We start from the raw sequence: 25,442 nt of genomic DNA, 5'->3' as shown, positions 1-25,442 counted from the left end.
GAGAGGGCGTGCCGTGTGGCACCCCCTCTCTTCTACTGAAAAGACCTCACGCTTCTTAAAACAACGGCAACCGATCGTCCTGAATCAAAATCTCCAGCTTGTCCGACACATCCTGCGTCCAAGCCCGATGTCTGGTCAAAGCCGCCGGGAAAAGGCCGGGGAGGGCAAACAGCGCCGCCGAAATCGCCGGGCCGGTGCGCGGCACATCGGCGATCAGCGCGGCGATCTCCGCCGCACGCGGATCGCGCAGTTCGTAGCGTTCGCCATTGCCGTGTTCGCCTAGCGCATAACGCATCCATGCCGCAACGGCGATCGCATAGGTTTCTGCCCGGTCGCCATGCGCCAGCGCCTCGCAGGCCGGCTCGAGCAGCCGCTGCGGCAGTTTCTGCGTGCCGTCCATGGCGATCTGATAGGTGCGATGGGCGATCGCCTTGTTTGCAAAGCGCGCTATCAATTCACTGGCGTAGGCGTCGAGATCGATGCCGGGGACCGCATCGAGCGTTCTTGCGGCCGCATGCATGTGCCGGTAGGCAAGGGCTGCCAAGGCTTCATCATCCATCACGTCGCGAATGAATTCATAGCCGCCGATATAACCGAGATAGGCGAGAAGCGAATGGGCGCCGTTCAGCATCCGCAGCTTCATCTTTTCATAAGCCGAGACGTCTTCGACCATCAACGCGCCGCGCACCTTTTCCCAGGCCGGCCGTCCATTGGCGAAATGGTCTTCGATGACCCATTGGGTAAAAGGCTCGGTCTCGATCGCCGCCAGATCGGTGCGGCCGGTCAGCCGTTCGGCATCGGCATAGGTCGCGTCGGTGCTGGCCGGCGTGATGCGGTCGACCATCGTCGACGGGAAGGGCACATTCGCTTCGATCCAGCGATGCAGCTCGGCATCGATGCGGGAGGTGAATTCCAGCACGAGACGCTTCAGCACGGCGCCGTTGCTCGGCAGGTTGTCGCAGCTCAGCGGCGTAAAGGGCGCAATGCCCTTCTGCCGGCGGCGCGCTAGGCCTTCGACGAGATAGCCGATGACGCCGCGCGGCGCATGCCGGTTGGCGAGATCGGCGACAATATCGGGATGTTTGAGGTCGAGGCCGCCGGTCGCCGGATCGAAACCATAGGCCTTTTCCGTCACCGTCATGCTGACGATGCGGATATCCGGATCTTCGAGCCGCGCCAGCAGGCCGGCGGGATCGCGCGGCGCCACATGCGCCTTCAGGATCGAGCCGATCACCTCAGCCTTGGTGCCTGAAGTGTCGCGGATCAACGTCGTATAAAGCCCGTTCTGGGCAGTCAGATTGTCGGCAACATCGGCAGTGCGCAGACTTGCCACCTCGATCCCCCAGTCGCCGCCTGCGGCTGCGAGCGCGCCATCCGTAAATGGCGCGAAGTGCGCGCGAAAGAAGGCGCCGGGACCCAGATGCAGGATGCCGCTCTTCAGCCGGCTGCGGTCATAGGCGGGAAGCTTCGCCGTCGGGGCGAGGCCGGAAAGGGTCTGCAGTCGTTCGGTCACAGCTTGTAGGCCTTCTTTGCATTGCCATAGGAGAGTTCGCCCGCCACGATCTCGGCTTCCCTTTTGGAAATCCGGTGCTCGGCGGCGAGCCCGGCGAGGAAGCGGCAGACTTCGCGTCGCCAGACGTCATGGCGTGCCGGGATCGAAAGCAGCGCCCGCGTATCGTCGTTGAAACCGGCCATATTGGCGAAGCCCGCGGTTTCCACCACCTGGTCGAGATAACGGCGAATGCCGAGCGGGCTGTCGTGGAACCACCAGGGCGGGCCGATCATCAGGCAGGGCCAATGGCCGGCCATCGGCGCGAGTTCCCGAGCATAGGTCGTCTCGTCGAGCGTGAACAGCAGGATACGCAGACCCGGCGCATGGCCGTACCGGGACAGCAGCGCATTGAGGCCGCCGACCCAGTCCGTGCGCGTCGGGATATCGGCGCCCATATTCGGGCCGCGGGTCGCAAACAGACCGCTGTCGGTATTGCGCCTCGAGCCGGCATGGATCTGCATCACCATGCCGTCCTCGGCCGAAAGCCCGGCCATCTCGGTCATCATCTGACCGCGGAAAAGCTCCGCGTCGGCAGCCGAGAGCGGTCCCTTCAGCGCCTTGTCGAGCAGCGCCTGTTTTTCCGCAAGCGGCAGATCTGATGTAAAGGCAGTCGGCACGCCGTGATCGGTCGCGGTGGCGCCGAACTGGCGGAAATAGGCGCGCCGGCGCCGATGCGCCTCGATCAGCCCGTCCCAGCGCGTCACATCGGCACCGGTGATCTCACCAAACTTGACGAGATTGTCGCGGAAGCCGACGGCGTCCGGATCGGTGACGCTATCCGGCCGGTAGGTGGTCCGCACCTTGCCGATCCAACCGTCGGCCGCCAGCTTCTGGTGATGCGCCAGCGGGTCGAGTGCGCCCTCCGTCGTCGCGATCGTTTCGATGCCGAATCGCTGATGCAGTGCCCGCGGCCGGAATTCTGGAAGGGCGAGCTGGGCATTGATATGGTCGTAGAGCGCATCGGCATTGTCTGCTGTCAGCGGCTCGGTGCAGCCGAGCACGGCCGACATCGCATGGTCGACCCAAAGGCTTGAAGGCGTTCCGCGGAAGAGGTGGTAATGTTTGGCAAAGGTTCGCCAGATCGCGCGGCCCGCCGCCACCGGCTTGCCATCCAGCTTGGGAACGCCGAGTTCGTCCAGCGTCACGCCGACGCTGTGCAGCATCCGGAAGAGATAATGATCGGGAATGACCAGCAGCGAGGCCGCGTCTTCGAAGGGCTTGTCGTCGGCAAACCAGGACGGTTCGGTATGCCCGTGCGGGCTGACGATCGGAAGATTGCGCACCGTCTCGTAGAGGTCTCGCGCGATCGTCCGAGTTGCCGGATCGGCCGGAAAGAGCCGGTCCGGATGAAGAAAGCCGTTGCCTGCATCCATCAGTATTCCTCCCTGATGGATAAGGGCCTACCCCACAACATCAGGCGCGGCAAGGTCTTTCAGTAACCAAACGGTTCAGTTTTGCGCGTGGGTGCCTCTGCCCTCGAAAGCATTGACGCGGTGGCCTATTTCCGCTTTGGGAGAAGCATCTGTTCTGCCGGTTTCGGCATAGGAGGATCTAGAGCTTTTCCGGGTTAGATTGTAGCATTCTGTTGGCTCAAGCGGAGTCGGATGGTCGACCGGCCGGCGCGCGTCGTAGCCAAGCTCTACGGCCAAGCCGGCCGGTCGATCAGGCGGCCCGTTTCAGCCAACCCTCCCGCAGATTTGCCTGGCAAATCTGCAAGACTTAAAAGTTGCCGGACGCACTTATCGCTTCGCCATGGCGAAGCGGTGCGGCCTGTGGGCCGGGCATCTCTAGCCAGGATCAAAGGCGATCGGCTCGGACGTACCTTGGGATATGCCCTTCGCCAATCGCCTCCGCCCTGACGAAAACCTGCTCCGGCAGAATGCTGCAATCTAACCCGGAAAGGCTCTAATGTCCGACGAGACGAACCGCATCACCCGGCTGGAGGAAATGCTGGCCCATCAGGCGAAGACGATCGAAGAGCTTTCCGATCAGCTTACCGAACAATGGAAGAGCGTGGAGCAGATGCGCACCAAGCTCGACCGGCTGACCGAACGCTTCCTGTCGCTCGAGGAACAGTCGCTGGACGCGCCGGCGATTACCCGCCCGCCGCATTATTGACGGCACGCGGCTGATGCCGCGTGCTTGTCCGGTTAAGGCGACGGATCAGACGCCACCGATGCAGAGATATTTCATTTCCAGATAATCGTCGGCGCCGTGGCGCGAGCCCTCGCGGCCGAGGCCGGATTGCTTGATGCCGCCGAAGGGTGCGGTCTCCGACGACATCAGGCCGGTATTGATGCCGATCATGCCGTATTCAAGCGCTTCCGCCACCCGCCAGACCTTCTTCAGGTCGCCGGCATAGAAATAGGCGGCCAGGCCGAATTCCGTGTCGTTGGCTTGAGCAATGACATCCTCGGCCGTCTCGAAGCGGAAGAGCGGCGCCACCGGCCCGAAGGTCTCCTCGCGCGCCACCGTCATGCCGCGGGTCACGCCGGTCAGCACCGTCGGCGCAAAGAAAGTGCCGGCGCCGTCGATACGTTTGCCGCCGGTCAGCACTTTGGCGCCCTTGGCAAGCGCGTCGCCGACATGGTCTTCGACCTTGGCAAGGCCCTGCTCGTCGATCAGCGGCCCGATCTCGACACCCGCCGTGAAGCCGTCGCCGACCGACATTGCGGCGACCCTGGCGGCAAGCTTGGCCGCGAAGGCGTCGTAGACGCTCGACTGGATGTAGAGGCGGTTGGCGCAAACGCAGGTCTGGCCGGCATTGCGGTATTTGGAGGCGATGGCGCCTTCGACGGCGGCGTCGAGATCGGCATCGTCAAAGACAATGAAGGGTGCGTTGCCGCCGAGCTCCAGGCTGACCTTCTTGATCTGGTCGGCGCATTGCCGCATCAGGATGCGGCCGACTTCGGTCGAGCCGGTGAAGCTGATCTTGCGCACCTTTTCATTGCCGCAGAGCTCGCGGCCGATCGCCGGGCCGTCGATGCCGACGATGACGTTGAAGACGCCGGCGGGAATGCCGGCCTGTTCGGCGAGAACGGCAAGGGCGATCGCCGTCAGCGGCGTCTGTTCGGCGGGCTTCGACACGACGGTGCAGCCGACGGCAAGCGCCGGAGCGATCTTTCGGGCAATCATCGCGGCCGGGAAATTCCACGGCGTGATCGTGCCGACGACGCCGACCGGCTGCTTGATGACGATCATGCGTTTATCGTTGGAAGGTGCGGGGATCGTCTCGCCGTAAATACGCTTGGCCTCTTCCGCATACCATTCGATATAGGCGGCGGCATAAAGGATCTCGCCGCGCGCTTCCGCGAACGGCTTGCCCATTTCGGCCGTCAGGATCGCCGCGAGTTCGTCGGCATTGGCGACCATCAGGTCGAACCATTTGCGCAGGATGACGCTGCGCTCCTTGGCCGGGCGGGCAGCCCAGGCCGGCTGGGCGGTATGGGCTGCATCGATCGCCGTCCGCGTCTCGGCAGCACCCATATCGGGCAGCGAGGCGAGCGGCTCTTGGGTTGCCGGGTTGAGCACGTCGAAAGTCCCGGCGGCATCACCTGATGTCCAGACGCCGTTGATGTAGCCGGCGTCGCGCAGCAAGGGAGAAGAGAAGGGAACGTGTTTCGTCAGTGCGCTGGTGAAAGCCATGTCATATCCTCATTGGGAATGCGGCTGCCGGTGCCGGCAGCCGTGGAATGCGGTTTCGATGCGGTCACTTGGACGCGCTCGCCTCCTGCATCGAGGCCTCGAGGATATCGAGCGCTTCGCCGAGCACCTCGTCCTGGATCGTGATCGGCGCGAGGAAACGGATGACGTTGCCGTGGACACCGCAGGTGAGCAGGATCAGGCCCTTGTCGAGCGCGATCAGCCGCACCCGGTTGGCGAAGTCGGCACTCGGCAATCCCGTCTTCCGGTCGTTGAATTCGACGGCGTTCATGAAGCCCGGTCCGCGGATATCGACGATTTCCGGCACCGCCTCGCGCAACGATTCCAGCCGCTGCTTCAGCCGCCCGCCGAGCTGGTTGGCGCGGTTGCAGAGATCCTCATCGGCGATGACGTCGAGGACGGCGTGGGCGGCCGCGATCCCGAGCGGATTGCCGCCATAGGTGCCGCCGAGCCCGCCCGGTCCCGGTGCGTCCATGATGTCGGCGCGGCCGGTGACGGCGGCGAGCGGAAAGCCGCCGGCAAGGCTCTTGGCCATCGTCGTCAGGTCGGCCGCCACCTCGTGATGATCCATCGCGAACATCTTGCCGGTGCGGGCAAACCCGGTCTGCACCTCGTCGGCGATCAGCAGGATACCGTGCTGGTCGCAGAGTTCGCGTAGCGCCTTCATGAAGGCGGCAGGCGCCTGGTAGAAGCCGCCTTCGCCCTGCACCGGCTCGATGATGATCGCCGCGACCCGCTGCGGATCGACATCGGCGGCAAAGAGCTTCTTCAGCGCTGCAAGCGACTGATCGGCGGTGATGCCGTGCAACTCGATCGGGAAAGGGACATGGAAAACATCGCCCGGCATCGCGCCGAAGCCGACCTTGTAGGGGACGACCTTGCCGGTTAGCGCCATGCCCATGAAGGTACGGCCATGGAAACCGCCGCCAAAGGCGATGACGGCCGAGCGGCCGGTTGCGGCCCGCGCGATCTTGACGGCGTTCTCGACCGCTTCGGCGCCTGTCGTTACGAAGATCGTCTTCTTCTCGAAGTCACCCGGCAGCAGCGCGTTCAGTCGTTCGGCAAGACTGACATAGTTCTCATAGGGGACCACCTGGTGGCAGGTGTGGGTGAAGCGGTCGAGTTGATCCTTGACCGCGGCGATCACCCGGGGATGGCGGTGGCCGGTGTTGAGAACGGCGATGCCGGCGGCGAAATCGATGTAACGGCGGCCTTCCTTGTCCCAAATCTCCGCATTCTCTGCGCGATCGGCATAAATCTGGGTCGTCATGCCGACGCCGCGTGAAATAGCGGCGTTCTTCCGGTCTGTAAGGCTTGTCATGGTCATCGATCCGCTCCTGCGTTGAAGGGTTTAGAATTATCTTGCATAAATTCTGCAAGGCATTTACAAAACTCCTACATTTTTCCTGCAAGAAAACAAGCGGGATTTTTTGCTTCAGACATCACGCGTTTTGATAAATGCTCGCGGCAATTGGAATCGGGGATATCTTCGGATGAACGACGAGAACGGGCCGGTACGCTACAAGGTGGCGGAGGCCGCACGGCTGGCGGGTGTTTCGGCCTCGACGCTGCGGCTCTGGGAAAGCCAGGGTCTGCTCGTTCCCGGCCGTTCGCAAACCGGTCACCGGCAATATAGCGCCGATGATGTGGCGCGCCTGAAGCGCATTTCCTGGTATCGGGTAGAGCGCGGCCTCAATCCGGCGGCCATCCGCGAAGCGCTGGAGGGCGAGGAGCCTTCCGCCGACGGCGCCGAGGCAGGCCAGGGCACCGGCCTCGGCCGCAAGCTGCGCAGCCTGCGCCATGCGAGCGGCAAGACGCTCGATCAGGTGGCCGGCGATATTGGCATCACCGCTTCGACGCTGTCGACGCTGGAGCGCACCTCGCAGGGCGTCAGCTTCAAGACGCTGCACGACCTCGCCGAATATTACGGCACCACCGTCTCCCGCCTTTCCGGCGATGAAAGCGATGAGGTGCCGGCGCTGGTGCGCGCCGGCGAGTGGCGCAGCTGGCCGGAAACGACGCCGGGGGTGACGGTGCAGCTTCTCGCTGAAGGCCGCAGAATGATGGACTGCCATCGTTTCGTGCTGGCGCCGGGTGCAGCCAGTGAGGGCGCCTATCGCCACGAGGGCGAGGAATTCATGCATGTCCTCTCCGGCCGGCTCGAACTGGTGCTCGACAGCGATCAGTTCTTCGATCTCGGCCCAGGCGATTCACTCTATTTCGAAAGCCGCCGTTATCATTCCTGGCGCAACCGTCACGATGGCGAAACCATGCTTTTGTGGATTAACACGCCGCCGACATTCTGACGGCCCGCATCGGCCCGAAAATCGGAATCGATTTTCCGAAAGCACGATACGGAGATTAAAAGAGGTAGAGCGTCCTTTGTGCGTCCGAGAGGACGCAAGGCGCTCTAGCAGCAGGAAGCGGTTTCGCGCTTTGCGCCTTTGCGCTATAGCGCAAGTGGACAGTATCCGAACGAAAGACAATCCGATGGCTGCCACCATACGTTATCACGAAGGCGATATTTCCGCAGCCGATGCCGCGCGCTACACTGGCGCGGTCGCCATCGACACCGAAACGCTCGGCCTGGTGCCGCGCCGGGATCGGCTCTGCCTCGTCCAGCTTTCACCTGGTGACGGCACCGCCGACATCATCCGCATCGCCGCCGGCCAGAAAGAGGCCCCCAATCTGGTTGCTCTGCTCGAAGATCCCACCCATCAGAAAATCTTCCATTATGGTCGCTTCGATATTGCCGTGCTCTTTCACACCTTCGGCGTCACGACCAACCCGGTCTTCTGCACCAAGATCGCCTCGCGCCTGATCCGCACCTATACGGATCGCCACGGGCTCAAGGACAATCTCAAGGAGATGCTCGACGTTGATATCTCCAAGGCGCAGCAATCTTCCGATTGGGCGGCCGAAACGCTGTCTCCGGCCCAGCTCGAATATGCCGCTTCCGATGTGCTTTATCTGCATGCGCTGCGCGACAAGCTGACGGAACGCCTGCTTCGCGACGGCCGCTTCGACCATGCGACGGCCTGCTTCGCATTCCTGCCGACCCGCGCCAAACTCGACCTGCTCGGCTGGGAAGAGGCCGATATTTTCGCCCATAGCTGAGGAAATCGCCCGCGACTTGCGGGGAACAACGGCCGTGGACAGGCTTGGTCGCGGCCGTTAGCGATTCGTTAACGCCTCTTTCCTAAAATTCCCATTAATATTTATGCATTTCGATGACGCCGGTATTGCGTCATGCGGACAGGAGGATCTGCTGGGATGCGAGGGGGCCGGATGAGCGCGGTCCTTTAATAGAGCCTGCTTTCATCGTCACTTTACGAAAGGAGCATGCCATGTTGACTCCCGTTCGTGCAGCGTCCAATGCAAGCTTTTCGTCTCAAGGCCAGACTGCGGCGATCGTCGCCGGCGGCCTCGGCCATTCTGTCATTGCCCCCGCGCCCGTCAACGCCGTCGAGGCCGCTGACCTGAATTCCGCCATTGCCGGCAAGCTCAATATCCTGCTGCTTGCCGCACGCGAGCGCATGGTCGAAGCCCTTTTGGATGCTATCAATTCCGCCGGCGCCGTGATCTCGCTGGATCGCGGCGAGGACGAGACCAATCTTGCCTTCGCCTTCCGGCTTGCCGATGCTATCCAGCGGCTGCCGGCAGCCAGGATCGACGAGTCCGAGCGCCAACTGACGGAGCAAGGCCACAGCCTGCCGCTTCGGATGATCGCCGCAGCCCTGAAGAACCCCGCAGGCCCGGAAGCAGCCCGCATCGTCGCTTATCTGGAAATCGTCCGCTACAAGGATCGCGATCTCGCCGCCCGCGCCGTCGTGCGCTCCTATGGCCAGAACGACGCTTCGCCGATGCGCGCTGAGGTCCGGCCGGAGATCCAGCTGCATGAGGATCATGCGTCTGCCGCCCTGCGCCCGCCGGCAGACAAGCAGTCCGCGCAGGCCAGTCCGCCGATCGAGGCCGCGGCTCTGGCGACCGCCGAGGAAGCCGCGATCGCCGAAACCGTGGACGCTGCCGATCCGGAAACGCCGCAATCTGAAAACCGGGCTCAGGCCGCGTCGGTAACGGCAAGCAAGGTCGCCCCGGAAGAATATGCGCCGCAGGAAATCGACGCCGCGCAGACCCTGCCGGCCAAAGCCACAGCCGCCGAAGACGCGCCGGAAACGCCGGCGATCCAGCCACGCGCTGTGTCGGAAAGGGGCGATCCCGTCATTCCCCGGAACTGGACAGGAATTGTCGCTTCGATGACCGAAGAGGTCTCCGAGATGATCGTCACCATCATCCGCGAGCAGGATATCGAAACCGTGCCGGAGGATGGCCCCGTCGAAGCGGCCGTGGAGATCGATGCGATCCTCGACGATGCCGTCATCAGCGATGCGGCCGAAACCTTGACTCGGCAGCCACCGGAGTTCGCCGCACCCGATGCGCGCCCGGCCGCTGCACCTCGCTCATCGCCGATGGAAACGGACATCGCGGCTGCGGCTGCCCGCCAGCCGAAAGAAACCGCCGCGCCGCCGCCAATGATGCCGATCTCCGAGGTGACGGAGGCTGCCTATGTACCGCTCGCGGCAAGGATGCCGGACGGGCTTGCCTATACCCAGCTGCCTTATCAGTTTGCCAAGGATGTCCCGTCGAACGAGACGGCGGGCGAAACCAGCCACCAGCATCAGCACCACCACGATGGCGCGCCGCCGGATCAACAGCAAGAGGATCAGCAGCAGCAAGATCAGCAGCATGCGCAGTCCGGCGCTGGGGATGCTGCGGCCGGCGCCGAAGCAGCCAATGCGGCGCCTGAGCGCAGGACGCCGAGAATGATCGATTCCGAGCCGACGCCATATCAGCCGGGTGCGGCCGCCGACCCGGTTTATGCGCTTTATCAGCGCATGGTCGGCTGGGAATAAATAAGCTGAAAATGAAGAACCCGCCGGATCGCTCCGGCGGGTTCTTCAATTCAAAGCGGATGCGAAGCTTATTCGCCGCCGCGGTTCTTCAGGGCTGCGCCCAGGATGTCGCCGAGCGAAGCGCCCGAGTCGGACGAACCGAACTGAGCAACGGCTTCCTTCTCTTCCGCAATCTCCAGAGCCTTGATGGACAGCATGATCTTGCGGTCCTTCTTGGAGAAGTTGGTGACGCGGGCGTCGAACACCTGGCCGACCGAGAAGCGCTCGGGGCGCTGCTCGTCGCGGTCGCGGGCGAGATCGGCGCGACGGATGAAGGAAGTGATGTCCTCGTGGTTGACGAGCTTCACTTCGACACCGCCGTCGTTGACTGCGATGACTTCGCAGGAAACGACTGCATTCTTGCGCAGGTCGCCGGAAGCGGCAGCATCGCCGACCGCATCCTTGCCGAGCTGCTTGATGCCGAGCGAGATGCGTTCCTTCTCGACATCGACGTCGAGAACGACGGCCTTGACGACGTCACCCTTGTTGAACTCCTCGATGACCTGTTCGCCCGGACGGTTCCAGTCGAGGTCGGAGAGGTGAACCATGCCGTCGACATCGCCATCGAGGCCGATGAACAGGCCGAATTCGGTCTTGTTCTTGACTTCGCCTTCGACTTCAGTGCCGGCCGGATGGCTGCGGGCAAATGCTGCCCACGGGTTTTCCAGCGTCTGCTTAAGGCCGAGCGAGATACGGCGCTTGGACGGATCGACTTCAAGAACGACGACTTCGACTTCCTGGCTCGTGGACAGGATCTTGCCGGGGTGAACGTTCTTCTTGGTCCAGGACATTTCCGAGATGTGGATCAGGCCTTCGATGCCCGGTTCCAGCTCGACGAACGCACCGTAGTCGGTGATGTTCGTGACGGTACCGGAAATCTTCTTGCCTTCCGGATACTTGGCCTGGATGCCATCCCACGGATCGCTCTCGAGCTGCTTCATGCCGAGCGAGATGCGGTGGGTTTCCTGGTTGATGCGGATGATCTGAACCTTGACCTGCTGGCCGATGTTCAGGATTTCCGACGGATGGTTCACACGGCGCCATGCCATGTCGGTGACGTGCAGCAGACCGTCGATACCGCCGAGGTCGACGAACGCACCGTAATCGGTGATGTTCTTGACGACGCCGTCGACAACCTGGCCTTCTTCGAGGTTCTGAACGATTTCAGAACGCTGCTCGGCACGGGATTCTTCCAGAACCGTACGGCGCGAAACCACGATGTTGCCGCGGCGCTTGTCCATCTTGAGGATTTCGAAGGGCTGCGGGTTGTGCATGAGGGGGGTAACGTCGCGGATCGGGCGGATATCGACCTGCGAACGCGGCAGGAAGGCGATCGCGCCGTCGAGATCGACCGTGAAGCCGCCCTTGACCTGGTTGAAGATCACACCTTCGACACGCTCGCCGGCTTCGAACTTGGCTTCGAGCTTGACCCAGCTCTCTTCGCGGCGAGCCTTCTCGCGCGACAGAACTGCTTCGCCGAGCGCGTTTTCGATACGCTCAACGTAAACTTCGACTTCATCGCCAACCTTGAGCTGGCCATCCTTGGCGCGGGCGCCGAATTCCTTGAGCGCGATGCGGCCTTCGACCTTCAGGCCGACGTCGACAACGGCGACATCCTTTTCGATGCCCGTGACGATACCCTTGGTAACATAGCCTTCGGCCAGATCGTTCTTGGCAAAGGACTCTTCCAGAAGGGCCGCGAAATCCTCGCGAGAGGGAGTAGCTACTGACATAAAATCTCCTGCGTGTCCTGGATAGGGAAGCGGACACGTATGCGCCGGTTGGTTTGCGTTGAACGGGCCTGAACCCAGTCCGCCCTCTTTCACGAAGGCAATCCGGCGCTTGGACGGAATTTCAGGCTGCTGTATTAAGAAGCGATCCATGCGTCAGCGCATGTAAAATCGCTTGAATTTAGGCATTTCGGCTCAAGGCCGCATCGATGATCGATTGTGCGGCTTGAAACGCGGCTTCTATACTCATTTCCGACGTATCTAGCAAGTGCGCATCATCAGCTGGTTTCAAAGGGCTGTCGGCCCGTCCCATGTCGCGTTCGTCACGCCGCTTGACGTCTTCGAAAATCGCATCGAAATCCGCCGTCGCCTCCTTGCCGAGGATCTCGTCGTAACGCCGTCTTGCGCGCACCTCTGCCGACGCCGTCACATAGAGTTTGACCGGCGCATCCGGGCAGACGACCGTGCCGATATCGCGCCCGTCGAGTACCGTTCCCGGCGTCTTTGCCGCGAATCTGCGCTGCGCCTCGACCAGCGCCCGGCGCACCGTCGGCATGACCGCTATTTTCGAAGCGGCTTCGCCGATCTCATGCTTGGAAAGTATATCGCGATCCAATCCGGCGAGTTCAACCTCCCGCGCGATCTTTTCGGCCACCACCTCGTCGTTCAGCGGCAGGCCGGCGTCGAGCAGCGCCTTGGCGGTGGCGCGGTACGTCAGGCCGGTGTCAAGATGATGGAAGCCGTATTGCTCGGCGATGCGGCGGGAAAGCGTGCCCTTGCCGGCAGCAGCCGGGCCATCGATGGCGATGGTGAATGTCTTGGTGGTCATGCGTTCATCCTGGATCTGCGGGCTTAAAGGCCCCCCGGCGAAGCCGTGCATCGCGTAATCCTTTGTAAAGGCGAAGCATTTGCTTCGCAAGGCCGTCCTTTCCGGCGACGGTCTTCGCTCGGTTCTGCGGCTGCCGCGGCTCGGTATCATAAACCCACCGGCCGGTCATCCGGCGGCGCCGGAAATACACGGCGCTCCGATCGTAAAGTTTGGCTTTGACATGGGAAGCCACAGCGATTAAGGGGACCGGCTTATAAATTCCGATGGAACGCCGGCTTGAACGGCATTTGCCGAATCTTGCATTCGGCCATTCTCACGAGGCTTATAGTGGCGAAAGCGGAACTTGGAACCAAGCGTACCGATCCGGAAACCGGGAAGAAGTTTTATGATCTGAACCGGGATCCGATCGTTTCTCCTTATACCGGCAAGTCTTACCCCCTGTCCTTCTTCGAGGAAACTTCGGCAATCGCTGATGTTGCCGAGGAAGACGAGGTTGCGGAAGTCGATACCGAAAACACCGAAGTCGAACTGGTTTCGCTTGAGGATGCCGACGAAGCTGCTTCCGGCGACGACATCCCCGATATGGGCGATGACGATGTCGAAATCGAAGGCGATGACGACGACGATACCTTCCTCACGCCTGACGAAGACGATGACGACGACGACATGAGCGACATCATCGGCGTCACCGGCGACGAAGACGACGTCTGACGACTGCATTTCGGCCCGGTGAGGAAAAAATTCTCCGGGCCGGATTTTTTAGGCTTGCTATCTCCGAAAACCGGAAGTAATAAGCCGCCACTCCGAAGGGCGCACGCCTTGAGGAGCATCCCAGGACCGGCCCTGAGCCGGACCACCTTGATGGGGCTATAGCTCAGCTGGGAGAGCGCTTGCATGGCATGCAAGAGGTCAGCGGTTCGATCCCGCTTAGCTCCACCACGCTTCGCCCTTACGGGCTTCGCGTGGCGCAGCCGCGAGAAACCGTTAGGCCGAAGCAGTGCCCGGCATAGCCCGAAGGGCGACGACGGGCTGAAACGCTGATGTGGTACGTCTATAATTCTCCGCAGCATCGATTTTCCCGATCAGGAATACACCGGCTCTACTGCCGATCTGAAACAGCGGCTTGCCGCTCACAACGCCGGAAAATCCATCCATACTTCCAAATTCGCACCATGGACCCTGCTCTGGTATTGCGCTTTTCCCGACAAGCAAAAAGCGTTTGAATTCGAAAAATACCTGAAATCGCATTCCGGCCGAGCTTTTGCCAGCAAGAGACTGGTCCAGCCGAATCTGGATCCCGGTGGCCGCGCCAGCCGGATTCCGAATAAGCGCCGGTGCGTAGGAACCCGAACTGCTGGATCGCGGCGAAAATGCCTTGCCATTCAAGGCCAGCTTCATCCCCTTCCGATCGCCTTTGCCAATTCCTCAATGAAGCGGATGTATCCTTGCCGCCGCAATCCCAGTGATTCGGCTCCAGGACCTCGACCCATGACCAGAGCAAGACGCCGCCGCCTCATCCGCACCCGACGAACCCTGATGGGGGTCGCCCTCGTCGGTTCGATCGCGTTTCTGGCCGGCATGACCGACGCGACGGGCTTGCTGCTGACCGGCGATTTCGTTTCCTTCATGACGGGGAATACGACGCGAGCCGCACTCGCCCTGAGCGAGGGCAACCTTTATCACGCGGCGGTGCTGATCTCGGCCATCATGGTTTTCGTGCTCGGCAATGCTGCCGGCATCGTCGTTGCCCATATTTCGCAACGTCGCATTTTCGTCGTGCTCGGCTGCGTCGGCCTCGTCCTGGCGCTCGCCTCGGTGATGACGGTGCAGGACATGCTATTTGCCCGGTTTTATTTGATCGTTTTTTCGATGGGCATGGTGAACGCCGCCGTCGAGCATATCGAGGGCCTGCCGATCGGGCTGACTTATGTCACCGGCGCCCTGTCGCGCTTCGGCCGCGGCATCGGCCGCTGGATCATCGGCGACCGCCGCATCGAATGGACGATCCAGATCGTGCCATGGGGCGGCATGCTGCTCGGCGCCATCGTCGGCGCCGTGCTGACGCGACTGACCGGAGCCTATGCAGTGTGGCTGGTCTCCCTCTTTGCCATGGCACTGGCGCTTGCCGCCATGTTCATCCCCCGGCCGCTTCAGCGGCGCTTCAACCAGAAGATCGCGCCGCATCGATCCTCGCTATCGAGGGCGAAATAGAACCGTCGCATTCCTGTCACCGTCGAATCGGATAGGAAGGACCGCCGCCAATCCCCAAGGAGCAGGTCTTGTTCGTCATTTCGAAGCTTGTCTGGATTTTCGCTCAGCCGCTGTCGCTGGCCTTCTTCCTCGTCTTCCTTGCTCTGCTTGCTGGCCTGCTACGCTGGCGTATCTTGAGCGTTCTTGGCGCTGCGGCTGGGGCTCTCATCCTCTTCGTCACGCTCTACACTACGGCCGGCAACCTGATGATGCAGGGTCTCGAGCAGCGTTTCGCAAGGCCGGCCGCCGATCCGCAGAACCTGCAATGCATGATCGTGCTCGGCGGCGCCTTCGAAAACGAGGTGAACACGGCGCGCCATGGCATAGAATTCAACGCCGCGGCGGACCGCTTCGTCGAAGCCCTGCGGCTCGCGCAGAAATTTCCGCAGTCGCGCATTCTTGTCTCGGGCGGCGACGGTTCCCTCTCGGGCATCTATGAAGGCGATGCGGCGGCCTCCGAGCGTTTCTTCCCGCTCTTCGGCGTCGGCAAGGATCGCCTGATCGAGGAGAGGCAATCGCGCACCACCTTCGAAAACGCCGTCAACACCAAGGAATTCCTGGCAAGCCAAGGGCTTTCCAATTGCCTGCTGATCACCTCGGGTTTCCACATGCCGCGTTCCGTCGGCATCTTCCGCAAGCTCGGCATCGATATCGTGCCCTGGCCGACCGATTATCGCACCGATGGCGAGGTGAGGCCGGGTTTGGATTTCACCCAGCCGAACCTCAATGCGCAGAACATGGCGACGGCGATCCGCGAATGGTACGGGCTGGCCGGCTATTATCTCGCCGGCCGCACGTCGGAACTTTATCCGCGGTAAGAGCTATTTCTTTGAGATGGTGACGAATTTCGTGCCGCGCACGCGCGCGGTCACGATGCAGGGATCACCTTCGGTGCGGTCGCAGAAACGCGGATGCATCTTCATCGCCAGCACCATGTTGCCGAAGCGCTGGACGAAGTCGTAGCCGTAGATCTGCGCCGTCGCGATCATGAAATAACCGCCTTCGGCCACCTGCAGATAGAAATTATAGGTGCAGCCGTCGTCATTGCATTGCGGCCCCTTCTGCCCGTCGCAGGTCAGCAGGCCCTCGTTGACCACCGCATCAATCAGCCCGTCATTGTTGATGTCCTGCCGGGTGACGAAGCCGTCGGCGAATTCGGCCGCCTTACACTGCTGCTGGAAATGTTTCTTCTCGTAGATCTCCGGATCGGAGATCAGCGATTGCTGGCCGAAGGCCACAGCCGGCATGATCACCAGCAGGAGAATATTCAGAACGGCGAGCACCAGCGTTTTCACGGCTTTCCTCTTTTGGATAAAGCTCTATCGGCTGGCTTTATGGCCGCACCGCCTTGCGCCGCCCTTGCCGCCGTGGTTTTTGGTGAAATATTCCGCGGTTCCGGGGCTCGCATGTCTCTGCTCGTCTATCTCGATTATGCCGGCATTGCACTGTTTGCCGCAACAGGCGCGCTCGCCGCCTCGCGCAAGCAGCTGGACCTGATCGGTTTTCTGTTTTTCGCCATGGTGACGGGAACGGGCGGCGGCACCATGCGCGATATCGTGCTCGGCCGCGTGCCGGTCTTCTGGGTGCTGAACCCCGCCTATATCCTCGTCTGCTGCATCATGGGCGTCGTTGTTTTCTTCACCGCTCACCTGCTGGAATCGCGTTATCGTCTGCTGATCTGGCTGGATGCGATCGGCCTTGCCGCCTATTGCGTCATCGGCGCTGCCAAAGGACTTGCCGCCACCGGCTCACCAACCATCGCGATCGTCACCGGTACGCTCACGGCGACCTTCGGCGGCATCCTGCGCGATCTGATGGCAAACGAGCCGTCGGTGCTGTTGCGCCCGGAAATCTACGTGACCGCAGCGCTTATCGGCGCCGGTGTGTTCACGCTCGCCAATGGTCTGGGAATGCCGCTCTATCTGGCCTCTGCCTGCGGCGTCGTGGCGGCCTTTGCGGTGCGCGGCGGCGCCCTGTGGTTCGGCTGGACCTTCCCGACCTACCGGCACAAGCCCGGCCGGCACCCGGACGACGTCATGTGAAAGAGCGCTGTCGTCAGCCCTGCTTCGCCCGCAGGCGGATCACCACGTCGACATGGGCAATCTCCATGCCTTCGGGCGGCTCCGGCAGATTGGCGATCGTCAGGTTGCTGACGGGAATGTCGAGCACCTCGTTGTCGCCTTCGATGAAGAAATGGTGATGGTCGGAAACATTGGTGTCGAAATAGGTCTTGGCGCTCTCGACAGCGAGAACGCGGATGAGGCCGGCTTCGGTGAACTGGTGCAGCGTGTTGTAGACGGTTGCCAGTGACACCGGCACACCGGCGGCAACCGCCTCCTCATGCAATTCCTCAACCGTCAGATGCCGGTCGCCTTTGGCAAACAGGAGGTCGCCGAGCGCGACACGCTGGCGGGTAGGGCGCAGGCCCGCGCCGCGCAGCCTGACCTCTATGGCGATCGGGAGTATACCCGTCATCAACACCAACTCCGGTTATTCCTGCATAAAGCAATCATGTTTCTTCAAGCGGTATAACTTTTGCATCGGAGCCTTTCAATAGTTCAATGGGGACAAGAGCCTGATAAACGCGGCAAAAACGGGCTTTTGGCGTAAATAGGTCTGGTCGCGGCCCTGGCCTTCCTGTATTCGACCACCAAATAATGGCGTAAGCCTGGTCCGGGACGATGAATGGAGCTGCCTTGCTCGTGCTTCATTTTCTGAGGAACTTGGACTAAACGTTGACATCCATCGGCTTCTCGCGGGGGGAAAAGAAACTTTATGACGACCAGACAGTCCAGCTTCTCGTATGACGAACTCATTGCCTGCGCACATGGCGAGCTGTTCGGCCCCGGCAATGCGCAGCTTCCCCTGCCGCCCATGCTGATGGTCCACCGTATCACCGATATTTCCGAAACCGGCGGCACCTTTGACAAGGGCTACCTCAGGGCCGAATACGACGTACGTCCCGACGACTGGTATTTTCCCTGCCATTTCGAAGGCAATCCGATCATGCCGGGCTGCCTTGGCCTCGACGGCATGTGGCAGCTGACCGGCTTCTTCCTCGGCTGGCTCGGCGAGGAAGGCCGCGGCATGGCGCTTTCGACAGGCGAAGTGAAATTCAAGGGCATGGTCAAGCCGCATACCAAGCTGATCGAATATGGCATCGACTTCAAGCGGGTCATGCGCGGCCGTCTGGTCCTCGGCACGGCCGACGGCTGGCTGAAGGCGGACGGCGAGACCATATACCAGGCGGCCGACCTCCGCGTCGGTCTCTCGAAAGACAAGACGGCCTGAAACCGCATCTCAAGCGGTTCACGAAACAAAAAGGGTTTGATCAGATGAGACGGGTAGTTGTCACGGGTCTGGGTGTCGTGTCCTCGATCGGGAACGACGCCGCCGAAGTCACCGAATCATTGCGGCAGGCAAAGTCGGGTATTTCCTTCTCCAACGATTTCGCCGAGCACGGCTTCAAGTGCCAGGTTTGGGGCAGCCCCAAGCTCGGTGCTGCGGAGCTGGCCGAACTGGTGGATCGCCGCGCCATGCGCTTCCTGTCTCAGGGCGGTGCCTGGAACCATGTCGCCATGAAGCAGGCGCTTGCCGATTCCGGCCTGGAAGAGAAGGACTATGCGCAGAATGAGCGCGCCGGTATCATCATGGGGTCCGGCGGCCCGTCCACCCGCACGCTGATCGAGGCGGCTGACATCACCGTGAAGAACAACAGCCCGAAGCGCATCGGCCCTTTTGCCGTACCGAAGGCGATGTCTTCGACCGCATCGGCCACGCTTGCCACCTGGTTCAAGATCCACGGCGTCAATTACTCGATCTCATCGGCCTGCTCGACATCGGCTCATTGCATCGGCAACGCCGCCGAAATGATCCAGTGGGGCAAGCAGGACGTGATGTTTGCCGGCGGCCACGAAGATCTCGATTGGACGATGTCCAACCTCTTCGACGCCATGGGCGCCATGTCCTCCAAGTATAACGACACGCCGGACAGCGCCTCGCGCGCCTATGATGTCAACCGCGACGGTTTCGTCATCGCCGGCGGCGCAGGCGTGTTGGTGCTCGAGGAACTGGAGCGCGCCAAGGCCCGCGGCGCCAAGATCTACGCCGAAATCGTCGGCTACGGCGCGACCTCGGACGGTTACGATATGGTCGCTCCCTCGGGCGAGGGCGCCATCCGCTGCATGCGCCAGGCGCTCGCCACCGTCAAAGGCGATGTCGACTACGTCAACACCCACGGCACCTCGACGCCGGTCGGCGACAGTAAGGAAATCGGCGCCATCCGCGAGGTATTCGGATCAAAAATCCCGCATATCCAGTCGACCAAGTCGCTGACCGGCCATTCGCTCGGTGCGGCCGGCGTGCAGGAATCGATCTATTCCCTGCTGATGATGCAGCAAGGCTTCATCGGCGAAAGCGCCCACATCACCGAGCTCGATCCCGAATTCGAAGGCGTGCCGATCGTGCGCAAGCGCATCGACAATGCGAAGATCGATATCGCCCTCTCCAACTCCTTCGGCTTCGGCGGGACGAATGCCACGCTCGTCTTCCAGCGCTATAACGGATAATAATATGACTGGAATTATGCAGGGTAAGCGCGGCCTCATCATGGGCGTCGCAAACAACCACTCGATCGCCTGGGGAATTTCAAAAGCTCTTGCCGCACAGGGTGCGGAACTGGCCTTCACCTACCAGGGCGATGCGCTGGGCAAGCGCGTCAAGCCGCTTGCCGCCGAAGTCGGCTCGGATTTCGTGCTGCCCTGCGACGTCGAGGATATCGCATCGGTCGATGCCTTGGTCGATGCGATCGAGCAGCGCTGGGGCAAGCTCGATTTCATCGTCCACGCCATCGGTTTCTCCGACAAGAACGAGCTGAAGGGTCTCTACGCCGATACGACGCGTGAGAATTTCAGCCGTACCATGGTCATTTCCTGTTTCTCCTTCACCGAGATTGCCAAGCGTTGCGCGCCGTTGATGGAAGACGGCGGTGCGATGCTGACGCTGACCTATAATGGTTCGACCCGCGTCATCCCGAATTACAACGTCATGGGCGTCGCCAAGGCGGCGCTCGAGGCTTCGGTGCGTTATCTCGCCGCCGATTACGGTCCGCGCGGCATCCGCGTCAACGCCATCTCGGCCGGCCCGATCCGCACGCTTGCCGGCGCCGGCATCTCGGATGCGCGCGCCATCCTCTCCTGGAACCAGCGCAATGCGCCGCTGCGCAAGACCGTGACCATCGATCAGGTCGGCAACTCGGCGCTCTACCTGCTCTCCGACCTGTCCGCCGGCGTCACCGGCGAAATCCACTTCGTCGACGCCGGCTTCAACATCACCTCGATGCCGACGTTGGACACGCTGCGCAGAGCGGACGTGGAATAAAGGCTGTTCCCATCAAAATAAAAGGCCGTGCGCAGATGATGCGCACGGCCTTTTTATTTTGATCCACGAGAGGGAACGGTTCGAGCCGAACCTTATTTCTTCGCCCACAGCACCTTGAAGCGGGCGTTGCGGCAGGTTTCGCCGCTTTCCCGGAAATTCGCGACCAGGACCGGCTCGTAGGGCAGGCCGCGATTGGCGACCAGCATCAGGCGGCCGCCGCCGCGGAGCGCGGATGCGGCTGTCTTGATCATCGCCTGGCCGAGTGCCGGCTCGGCTGCGTGTCCTTCATGGAAGGGCGGGTTCATGATGACGAGATCGTATTTGTCCTTGACCGGCTCGCCAGCCAGATCGTGCCAGAAGAAGCGCGCAGGCGCGCTCGGGCAGTTTTCCGCCAGATTGTCCCTGGCGGCCTCCAGAGCCGCGTGATCGGCCTCGTAGAGGTCGAGACGGGTCAGTGCACGCGATCTCTGGGCCAGTTCAACGGAGAGATAACCCCATCCGGCGCCGAAATCCGCAACGTCGCCGGCAAAATCCTGCGGCAGGCGCGAGGCGAGCAATTCCGATCCGGCATCGATCCGATCATGCGAGAACATGCCGGCGGTGGCATTGAAGCGGCCGTCGACGCGGACCGGCGTCTTTGCCAGCTTGGAAATGATGTCGCCGGCATCGGCCGGCCGGCCGAACCAGAAGGCGACGCCGTGATATTTCGGCATGTGGTCGATCGCGAGACCGAACCCTTCGAGGCGCTTGCGCAGCGGCTGGATGCCGTCTTCCTTGGCGCCGGCAACGACGATCAGGCCGCCGATCTCTGTGCGCGCGATAGCCGCGGCGAGATTGGCCTCGTTCTCGCCCTTGTGCTTGGTGCAAAGCACCAGGGCGGCATCGTAGTCCTCACCGTCGATCTCCGGCTTTGCTTCGATTCGCTGCGCCAGCAGCTGCCGGTAGAGCGGCCGGAAGCCCTGGACGGCGCTGAGCGAGGCGGCAAAACCATCAGGCAGCGCAAAGCCTGCCTCGGCGCCGAGGAAGAGCACGCGCTCGCCCTCACCGGGCGCCTGGACTGTGCCGCTGGCAAAGGGATGGAACAGGGTCTTCAGCGTCTCACGGCTCATGGGTCTCGTCTCGTTAAAGCATGTCGCGCAAAAGTGTGTGAGCGGTTTTGCGGCCACGACATGCGCAAAACCAGGATACAAAAAGGGCGCGGAAGATTCCCGCGCCCGGAATGAAATCTGAAAGACGCGGCTTATTCTGCCGCTTCTTCCTTCTTCTTCTCGTTCGGGATTTCCTGGCCGGTGGCCTGGTCGACGACCTTCATCGACAGGCGAACCTTGCCGCGTTCGTCGAAGCCGAGCAGCTTGACCCAAACCTTGTCGCCTTCCTTGACGACGTCCTGGGTCTTGGCGACACGCTCGGAAGCAAGCTGCGAGATGTGGACGAGGCCGTCGCGGGCGCCGAAGAAGTTGACGAAGGCGCCGAAGTCGGCGGTCTTGACAACCGTGCCTTCGTAGATCTGGCCGATTTCAGGCTCGGCGACGATCGAGTGGATCCACTTGCGGGCCGCTTCGATCTCCTTGCCGGAAGAGGAGGCGATCTTGACGGTGCCGTCGTCCTCGATGTTGATCTTGGCGCCGGTCTTTTCGACGATTTCGCGAATGACCTTGCCGCCGGAGCCGATGACTTCACGGATCTTGTCGACCGGGATGTTCATGACTTCGATGCGCGGAGCGAATTCGCCGAGCTGGCCGCGGCTCTCGGTGATGGCCTTGGCCATTTCGCCGAGAATGTGGGCGCGACCGCCCTGGGCCTGGCCGAGCGCGACCTTCATGATCTCTTCGGTGATGCCGGCGATCTTGATGTCCATCTGCAGCGAGGTGATGCCGTCGGCGGTGCCTGCAACCTTGAAGTCCATGTCGCCGAGGTGATCTTCGTCACCGAGAATGTCGGAGAGGACGGCGAAACGATCGCCTTCGAGGATCAGACCCATGGCGATACCGGCAACCGGCTTTGCCAGCGGAACGCCGGCATCCATCAGAGCAAGCGACGTGCCGCAGACGGTCGCCATCGAGGACGAGCCGTTCGACTCGGTGATCTCGGAGACGACGCGCAGCGTGTAGGGAAACTGCTCTACGGTCGGCAGCATCGGACGGATCGCGCGCCAGGCGAGCTTGCCGTGGCCGATTTCGCGACGGCCCGGGGAGCCCATACGGCCGGTCTCGCCAACCGAGTAGGGAGGGAAGTTGTAATGGAGCAGGAAGCGCTCCTTGTACATGCCCGTCAGGCTGTCGACATACTGCTCGTCTTCGCCGGTGCCGAGCGTGGCAACGACGATCGCCTGGGTTTCACCGCGGGTGAAGAGCGCCGAACCATGGGTGCGCGGCAGAAGGCCGACTTCCGAAACGATCGGACGGACGGTTTCCAGGTCGCGGCCGTCGATGCGGCTCTTGGTGTCGAGGATGTTCCAGCGAACGATCTTCGCCTGCAGGTGCTTGAAGACAGCGCCGATGACTTCGGCGGTGTACTTCGGTTCAACACCTTCAGGGAAGAAGTGAGCCTTGACCTTTGCCTTGACGGCGTCGACGGCGGCGTAGCGATCGGCCTTCTGGGTGATCTTGTAGCCTTCGCGCAGTTCAGCTTCGAAATGCTTCAACATTTCCGCTTCGAGCTCGGAGTAATCCTCCGGCTGAAAATCGCGCGGCTCCTTGGCGGCAACTTCGGCGAGCTTGATGATTGCGTCGAGAACCGGCTGGAAGCCCTTGTGGCCGAACATGACGGCGCCGAGCATGATCTCTTCGTTGAGTTCCTTGGCTTCCGATTCAACCATCAGCACGGCGTCGTAGGTGCCGGCGACGACGAGGTCGAGGCTCGATTCGTCCATCTCGTCGAGATGCGGGTTGAGAACATATTCGCCGTTGATGTAGCCGACGCGCGCACCGCCGACCGGGCCCATGAAGGGAACGCCGGAGAGCGTCAGCGCTGCCGAGGTGGCAACCATCGACAGGATATCGGGGTTGTTTTCAAGGTCGTGCTGGATGACGGTAACGACGACCTGGGTGTCGTTCTTGTAGCCTTCCGGGAAGAGCGGGCGGATCGGGCGGTCGATCAGGCGGGAAACGAGGGTCTCGTTCTCGCTCGGACGTCCCTCGCGCTTGAAATAACCGCCGGGGATCTTGCCGGCTGCGTAGGTCTTTTCCTGGTAGTTGACGGTGAGCGGGAAGAAGTCCTGGCCGGGCTTCGGCGCCTTGGCGGAAACGACGGTAGCGAGAACCACGGTTTCGCCGTAGGTAGCGAGAACGGCGCCGTCGGCCTGACGGGCAATCTTGCCGGTTTCGAGCTTCAGCGGGCGGCCGGCCCACTCGATTTCGACGGTGTGTGTATCAAACATGACTTGTCCTTCAGTGCGGGAGCACGCGCCATCGCCGATATCAGGGCGCAGCGCACAGTCGACCGCAAACAATGTGACGTATCACGGGCAAGACAACGAGAGGCTTTTATCTCAATTTCCTCCAGGGAACCCAGTTCCCGGGAAACTGGGCCAAAGCCTCAAGAAGCCTTGGCCGAAAGCATCCGGCAATCCTGCCCCATGACAGGTCAACGGTTGGTTTGGCAGAACCGGCCCATCCGGGTCCGCCGATCTTTCCACCGCTTGGAGAATAGGGCGCGGCTGGAACATTTCATCGGGAACCGTGTCCCGAAACAGGATCCGGCGGGCGCTCGGAAAGCGCCCGCCGGACAATCTTAGCGGCGGATACCCAGGCTGGAGATCAGCTTGGAATAGCGGCCTTCATCCTTCTTCTTGAGATAATCAAGAAGCGAGCGGCGGCTCGAAACCATCGTCAACAGGCCACGGCGGGAATGGTTATCCTTCTTGTGGTCCTTGAAGTGTTCGGTCAGGTTGTTGATGCGTTCGGTCAGGATCGCGACCTGGACTTCCGGAGAACCGGTATCGCCTTCAACGGTTGCGTATTCCTTGATCAGCGCAGACTTGCGCTCAGCAGTGATCGACATCGGGTGATCCTTTCTAAGAGAGGAAATAAAGGTCGCCAAAAGCCGGGATGCCGTCCAGCTTTGGCCGTGAATGCAAACGGGCGTACCCGATGCTGGCGCTGCCTATAAACCAAATATGGGTCGATGGAAAGAGGGGTCGTCCCTGGCGACTTCAACGACCCGCCATGGCACCCCGGATCATCCCGTCATAGGCTGCAGGATCCTGCAACATGGCGAAATGGCTGACATCTTTCAGGATGACGAGTTTGGCGCCCGGAATCTGCTTTGCCATCATTTCGGTATGGTCGAGCTTGACGGCTTCATCATGATCGCCGATGGCAAGCGTGACCGGCACCGAGATCTTGGTAAGATCGGCGGCCGTCCAGGCCGGCTGGGTCGCCCACATCGCGGAGACCTGCTTGACGAAGGTCTCGTATTCATTCGGCGTCGGCGAAAGCTTGCGATACTGCTCGCCGGAGACGTTGATGTAGTCGTTGAAGGTCTTGTTGTGCGTGATATCTTTGACGCCGTCGGTCGTGACGTTGGCCGCCTGGGCAATGACGCGGGTCAATTTTTCCGGGTGCTTCATCGCCATGTCGATGCCGATGATGCCGCCGTCCGACCATCCCACAAGCGTCACCTTGTCGATCTTCAGATAGTCGAGAAGGGCGACATAATCCGATGTCATCAGGTCATAGCCGAAGGGTTGCTGGCTGCGCGTCGAACGCCCATGGCCGCGGCTGTCGGCAACAATGACCAGGTGGTCTTTGGCGAAATCGGCGACCTGATGACCCCAGACGTCGGCATTTCCAAGCCCGCCATGGATGAAGAGGATCGGTTCGCCTTGACCATATTCGGCGTAATACATCTTGATGTCGTTGACATCGGCCATGCCGCTGGTCTTGGCCGCCGGCATCGGAGGAAAGGCGGGAAGCTCGGCCCAGCGCTCGGCGGATTGAGCGCCGGCAACGGTCAGCAACAGTGCAAAGAACGTCAGGATTCCGATAGCGGTTGTGCGCATATTCTTCCTCTCGGGCGGCACTCGCCCCTCGGGCGGTAATCGCCCGAAAGGAAGATATCGCATCGTTACCGTCTGACAATCGTCA

The 25,442-nt window shown here is 61.5% G+C and carries 23 protein-coding genes, 1 tRNA gene and 1 pseudogene; 13 read left to right on the top strand and 12 right to left on the bottom strand.

The annotated features are described in order from the left end of the window. Positions 1-55: 55 nt before the first annotated feature. Positions 56-1,513: a mannitol dehydrogenase family protein gene (locus tag ATY29_RS04495; protein ID WP_097535315.1), complete on the bottom strand. Its 1,458-nt coding sequence runs from the start codon at positions 1,511-1,513 to the stop codon at positions 56-58. After that, entirely contained in the window at positions 1,510-2,925 is a 1,416-nt protein-coding gene (uxaC, locus tag ATY29_RS04490) for a glucuronate isomerase (RefSeq protein WP_097535313.1), read from the bottom strand. Before uxaC ends, ATY29_RS04495 begins: the two co-directional genes overlap by 4 nt. 535 nt (positions 2,926-3,460) lie before the next feature. Between uxaC and ATY29_RS04475 the strand changes: the two genes are divergently transcribed. After that, entirely contained in the window at positions 3,461-3,670 is a 210-nt protein-coding gene (locus ATY29_RS04475) for a SlyX family protein (RefSeq protein WP_025417449.1), read from the top strand. A gap of 45 nt (positions 3,671-3,715) precedes the next feature. On the opposite strand, the gene ATY29_RS04470 is transcribed toward ATY29_RS04475, so the two are convergent. After that, positions 3,716-5,197 carry an NAD-dependent succinate-semialdehyde dehydrogenase gene (locus ATY29_RS04470; protein WP_097535311.1) on the bottom strand — a complete coding sequence of 494 codons (1,482 nt, stop codon included), beginning with the start codon at positions 5,195-5,197 and terminating at the stop codon, positions 3,716-3,718. 64 nt (positions 5,198-5,261) lie between these two features. Beyond that, positions 5,262-6,542, bottom strand: coding sequence for a 4-aminobutyrate--2-oxoglutarate transaminase (locus tag ATY29_RS04465; RefSeq protein WP_097535309.1), 1,281 nt, complete (start codon positions 6,540-6,542; stop codon positions 5,262-5,264). A 166-nt stretch (positions 6,543-6,708) separates the two neighbouring features. On the opposite strand from ATY29_RS04465, the gene ATY29_RS04460 reads away from it, so the two are divergent. The 3 genes from ATY29_RS04460 (at position 6,709) to ATY29_RS04450 (ending at position 10,128) form a co-directional block, all read left to right on the top strand. After that, on the top strand, positions 6,709-7,521 hold the full coding sequence (locus ATY29_RS04460; protein WP_003571282.1) for a MerR family transcriptional regulator: 813 nt from the start codon (positions 6,709-6,711) through the stop codon (positions 7,519-7,521). A gap of 184 nt (positions 7,522-7,705) precedes the next feature. Further along, positions 7,706-8,332 (top strand): ribonuclease D, encoded by a 627-nt coding sequence (locus tag ATY29_RS04455; RefSeq protein WP_003571281.1) that lies wholly within the window; start codon positions 7,706-7,708, stop codon positions 8,330-8,332. 230 nt (positions 8,333-8,562) lie between these two features. Further along, positions 8,563-10,128, top strand: a complete 1,566-nt coding sequence (locus tag ATY29_RS04450) for a hypothetical protein (RefSeq protein WP_097535307.1) — start codon at positions 8,563-8,565, stop codon at positions 10,126-10,128. 68 nt (positions 10,129-10,196) lie between these two features. Here ATY29_RS04450 and rpsA read toward each other — a convergent pair whose 3' ends face one another. Together rpsA and cmk are read right to left on the bottom strand one after the other, a co-directional pair. Next, the gene (rpsA, locus tag ATY29_RS04445) at positions 10,197-11,900 is read right to left on the bottom strand and encodes a 30S ribosomal protein S1 (RefSeq protein WP_003571265.1); all 1,704 of its coding nucleotides are present in this window, start codon (positions 11,898-11,900) and stop codon (positions 10,197-10,199) included. A gap of 178 nt (positions 11,901-12,078) precedes the next feature. Beyond that, positions 12,079-12,726, bottom strand: a complete 648-nt coding sequence (gene cmk / locus ATY29_RS04440) for a (d)CMP kinase (protein ID WP_025417452.1) — start codon at positions 12,724-12,726, stop codon at positions 12,079-12,081. A 327-nt stretch (positions 12,727-13,053) separates the two neighbouring features. Here cmk and ATY29_RS04430 point away from each other — a divergent pair, with 327 nt between their 5' ends. From ATY29_RS04430 to ATY29_RS04410, 5 genes and pseudogenes are all read left to right on the top strand, one after another. Beyond that, a complete protein-coding gene (locus ATY29_RS04430; RefSeq protein ID WP_003571261.1) occupies positions 13,054-13,437 on the top strand; it encodes a TIGR02300 family protein in 384 nt (127 codons plus the stop codon). A 152-nt stretch (positions 13,438-13,589) separates the two neighbouring features. Further along, a tRNA-Ala gene (locus ATY29_RS04425) sits at positions 13,590-13,665 on the top strand. A gap of 101 nt (positions 13,666-13,766) precedes the next feature. Further along, a pseudogene (locus tag ATY29_RS04420) lies at positions 13,767-14,013 on the top strand (GIY-YIG nuclease family protein); the annotation flags it as partial. 201 nt (positions 14,014-14,214) lie between these two features. Beyond that, positions 14,215-14,937 (top strand): YoaK family protein, encoded by a 723-nt coding sequence (locus ATY29_RS04415; protein ID WP_097535305.1) that lies wholly within the window; start codon positions 14,215-14,217, stop codon positions 14,935-14,937. Positions 14,938-15,005: 68 nt separating this feature from the next. After that, positions 15,006-15,794: a YdcF family protein gene (locus ATY29_RS04410; protein WP_025417453.1), complete on the top strand. Its 789-nt coding sequence runs from the start codon at positions 15,006-15,008 to the stop codon at positions 15,792-15,794. 3 nt (positions 15,795-15,797) lie between these two features. On the opposite strand, the gene ATY29_RS04405 is transcribed toward ATY29_RS04410, so the two are convergent. Further along, on the bottom strand, positions 15,798-16,271 hold the full coding sequence (locus ATY29_RS04405; RefSeq protein ID WP_003571253.1) for a hypothetical protein: 474 nt from the start codon (positions 16,269-16,271) through the stop codon (positions 15,798-15,800). A 111-nt stretch (positions 16,272-16,382) separates the two neighbouring features. Here ATY29_RS04405 and ATY29_RS04400 point away from each other — a divergent pair, with 111 nt between their 5' ends. After that, on the top strand, positions 16,383-17,018 hold the full coding sequence (locus ATY29_RS04400) for a trimeric intracellular cation channel family protein (protein ID WP_003571250.1): 636 nt from the start codon (positions 16,383-16,385) through the stop codon (positions 17,016-17,018). Positions 17,019-17,031: 13 nt separating this feature from the next. On the opposite strand, the gene irrA is transcribed toward ATY29_RS04400, so the two are convergent. Continuing rightward, entirely contained in the window at positions 17,032-17,451 is a 420-nt protein-coding gene (gene irrA, locus ATY29_RS04395) for an iron response transcriptional regulator IrrA (protein WP_003571248.1), read from the bottom strand. 300 nt (positions 17,452-17,751) lie between these two features. Between irrA and fabA the strand changes: the two genes are divergently transcribed. Genes fabA through fabI form a run of 3 tightly spaced genes read left to right on the top strand, consistent with a single transcriptional unit; the run spans position 17,752 to position 20,355 of the window. Beyond that, complete coding sequence (fabA, locus tag ATY29_RS04390; RefSeq protein WP_025417454.1) at positions 17,752-18,267, top strand: 3-hydroxyacyl-[acyl-carrier-protein] dehydratase FabA; 516 nt, start codon at positions 17,752-17,754, stop codon at positions 18,265-18,267. Positions 18,268-18,311: 44 nt separating this feature from the next. Then, positions 18,312-19,544 (top strand): beta-ketoacyl-ACP synthase I, encoded by a 1,233-nt coding sequence (fabB, locus tag ATY29_RS04385; protein WP_003571244.1) that lies wholly within the window; start codon positions 18,312-18,314, stop codon positions 19,542-19,544. Between the two features lie 4 nt (positions 19,545-19,548). Continuing rightward, on the top strand, positions 19,549-20,355 hold the full coding sequence (gene fabI / locus ATY29_RS04380; protein ID WP_003571243.1) for an enoyl-ACP reductase FabI: 807 nt from the start codon (positions 19,549-19,551) through the stop codon (positions 20,353-20,355). 92 nt (positions 20,356-20,447) lie between these two features. Here the strand turns inward: fabI and ATY29_RS04375 are convergent, their stop codons facing one another. The 4 genes from ATY29_RS04375 to ATY29_RS04360 all read right to left on the bottom strand — a co-directional run bounded on the left by ATY29_RS04375 (position 20,448) and on the right by ATY29_RS04360 (position 25,357). Beyond that, positions 20,448-21,464: a class I SAM-dependent methyltransferase gene (locus ATY29_RS04375; RefSeq protein ID WP_097535303.1), complete on the bottom strand. Its 1,017-nt coding sequence runs from the start codon at positions 21,462-21,464 to the stop codon at positions 20,448-20,450. A gap of 131 nt (positions 21,465-21,595) precedes the next feature. Further along, entirely contained in the window at positions 21,596-23,734 is a 2,139-nt protein-coding gene (gene pnp, locus ATY29_RS04370) for a polyribonucleotide nucleotidyltransferase (RefSeq protein ID WP_097535301.1), read from the bottom strand. 353 nt (positions 23,735-24,087) lie between these two features. After that, entirely contained in the window at positions 24,088-24,357 is a 270-nt protein-coding gene (gene rpsO, locus ATY29_RS04365; protein WP_003571238.1) for a 30S ribosomal protein S15, read from the bottom strand. Positions 24,358-24,508: 151 nt separating this feature from the next. Further along, on the bottom strand, positions 24,509-25,357 hold the full coding sequence (locus ATY29_RS04360) for an alpha/beta fold hydrolase (protein ID WP_097535298.1): 849 nt from the start codon (positions 25,355-25,357) through the stop codon (positions 24,509-24,511). Between the last annotated feature and the right edge of the window lie 85 nt (positions 25,358-25,442).

It is taken from the genome of Rhizobium hidalgonense (assembly GCF_002914525.1).
Taxonomy (GTDB): Bacteria; Pseudomonadota; Alphaproteobacteria; order Rhizobiales; family Rhizobiaceae; genus Rhizobium; species Rhizobium hidalgonense.
This window is presented reverse-complemented; position numbering and strand designations above follow the sequence as displayed.

Excerpts from the sequence above, each read along its gene's own strand:
- ATY29_RS04475 (WP_025417449.1), top strand. The coding sequence starts at position 3,461 with ATGTCCGACGAGACGAACCGCATCACCCGGCTGGAGGAAATGCTGGCC.
- ATY29_RS04460 (WP_003571282.1), top strand. The coding sequence starts at position 6,709 with ATGAACGACGAGAACGGGCCGGTACGCTACAAGGTGGCGGAGGCCGCA.
- cmk (WP_025417452.1), bottom strand. The coding sequence starts at position 12,726 with ATGACCACCAAGACATTCACCATCGCCATCGATGGCCCGGCTGCTGCC.
- ATY29_RS04450 (WP_097535307.1), top strand. The coding sequence starts at position 8,563 with ATGTTGACTCCCGTTCGTGCAGCGTCCAATGCAAGCTTTTCGTCTCAA.
- uxaC (WP_097535313.1), bottom strand. The coding sequence starts at position 2,925 with ATGGATGCAGGCAACGGCTTTCTTCATCCGGACCGGCTCTTTCCGGCC.
- ATY29_RS04415 (WP_097535305.1), top strand. The coding sequence starts at position 14,215 with ATGACCAGAGCAAGACGCCGCCGCCTCATCCGCACCCGACGAACCCTG.
- ATY29_RS04465 (WP_097535309.1), bottom strand. The coding sequence starts at position 6,542 with ATGACCATGACAAGCCTTACAGACCGGAAGAACGCCGCTATTTCACGC.
- ATY29_RS04400 (WP_003571250.1), top strand. The coding sequence starts at position 16,383 with ATGTCTCTGCTCGTCTATCTCGATTATGCCGGCATTGCACTGTTTGCC.
- rpsA (WP_003571265.1), bottom strand. The coding sequence starts at position 11,900 with ATGTCAGTAGCTACTCCCTCTCGCGAGGATTTCGCGGCCCTTCTGGAA.
- fabA (WP_025417454.1), top strand. The coding sequence starts at position 17,752 with ATGACGACCAGACAGTCCAGCTTCTCGTATGACGAACTCATTGCCTGC.
- ATY29_RS04375 (WP_097535303.1), bottom strand. The coding sequence starts at position 21,464 with ATGAGCCGTGAGACGCTGAAGACCCTGTTCCATCCCTTTGCCAGCGGC.
- fabI (WP_003571243.1), top strand. The coding sequence starts at position 19,549 with ATGACTGGAATTATGCAGGGTAAGCGCGGCCTCATCATGGGCGTCGCA.
- fabB (WP_003571244.1), top strand. The coding sequence starts at position 18,312 with ATGAGACGGGTAGTTGTCACGGGTCTGGGTGTCGTGTCCTCGATCGGG.
- irrA (WP_003571248.1), bottom strand. The coding sequence starts at position 17,451 with ATGACGGGTATACTCCCGATCGCCATAGAGGTCAGGCTGCGCGGCGCG.
- ATY29_RS04360 (WP_097535298.1), bottom strand. The coding sequence starts at position 25,357 with ATGCGCACAACCGCTATCGGAATCCTGACGTTCTTTGCACTGTTGCTG.
- rpsO (WP_003571238.1), bottom strand. The coding sequence starts at position 24,357 with ATGTCGATCACTGCTGAGCGCAAGTCTGCGCTGATCAAGGAATACGCA.
- pnp (WP_097535301.1), bottom strand. The coding sequence starts at position 23,734 with ATGTTTGATACACACACCGTCGAAATCGAGTGGGCCGGCCGCCCGCTG.
- ATY29_RS04470 (WP_097535311.1), bottom strand. The coding sequence starts at position 5,197 with ATGGCTTTCACCAGCGCACTGACGAAACACGTTCCCTTCTCTTCTCCC.
- ATY29_RS04455 (WP_003571281.1), top strand. The coding sequence starts at position 7,706 with ATGGCTGCCACCATACGTTATCACGAAGGCGATATTTCCGCAGCCGAT.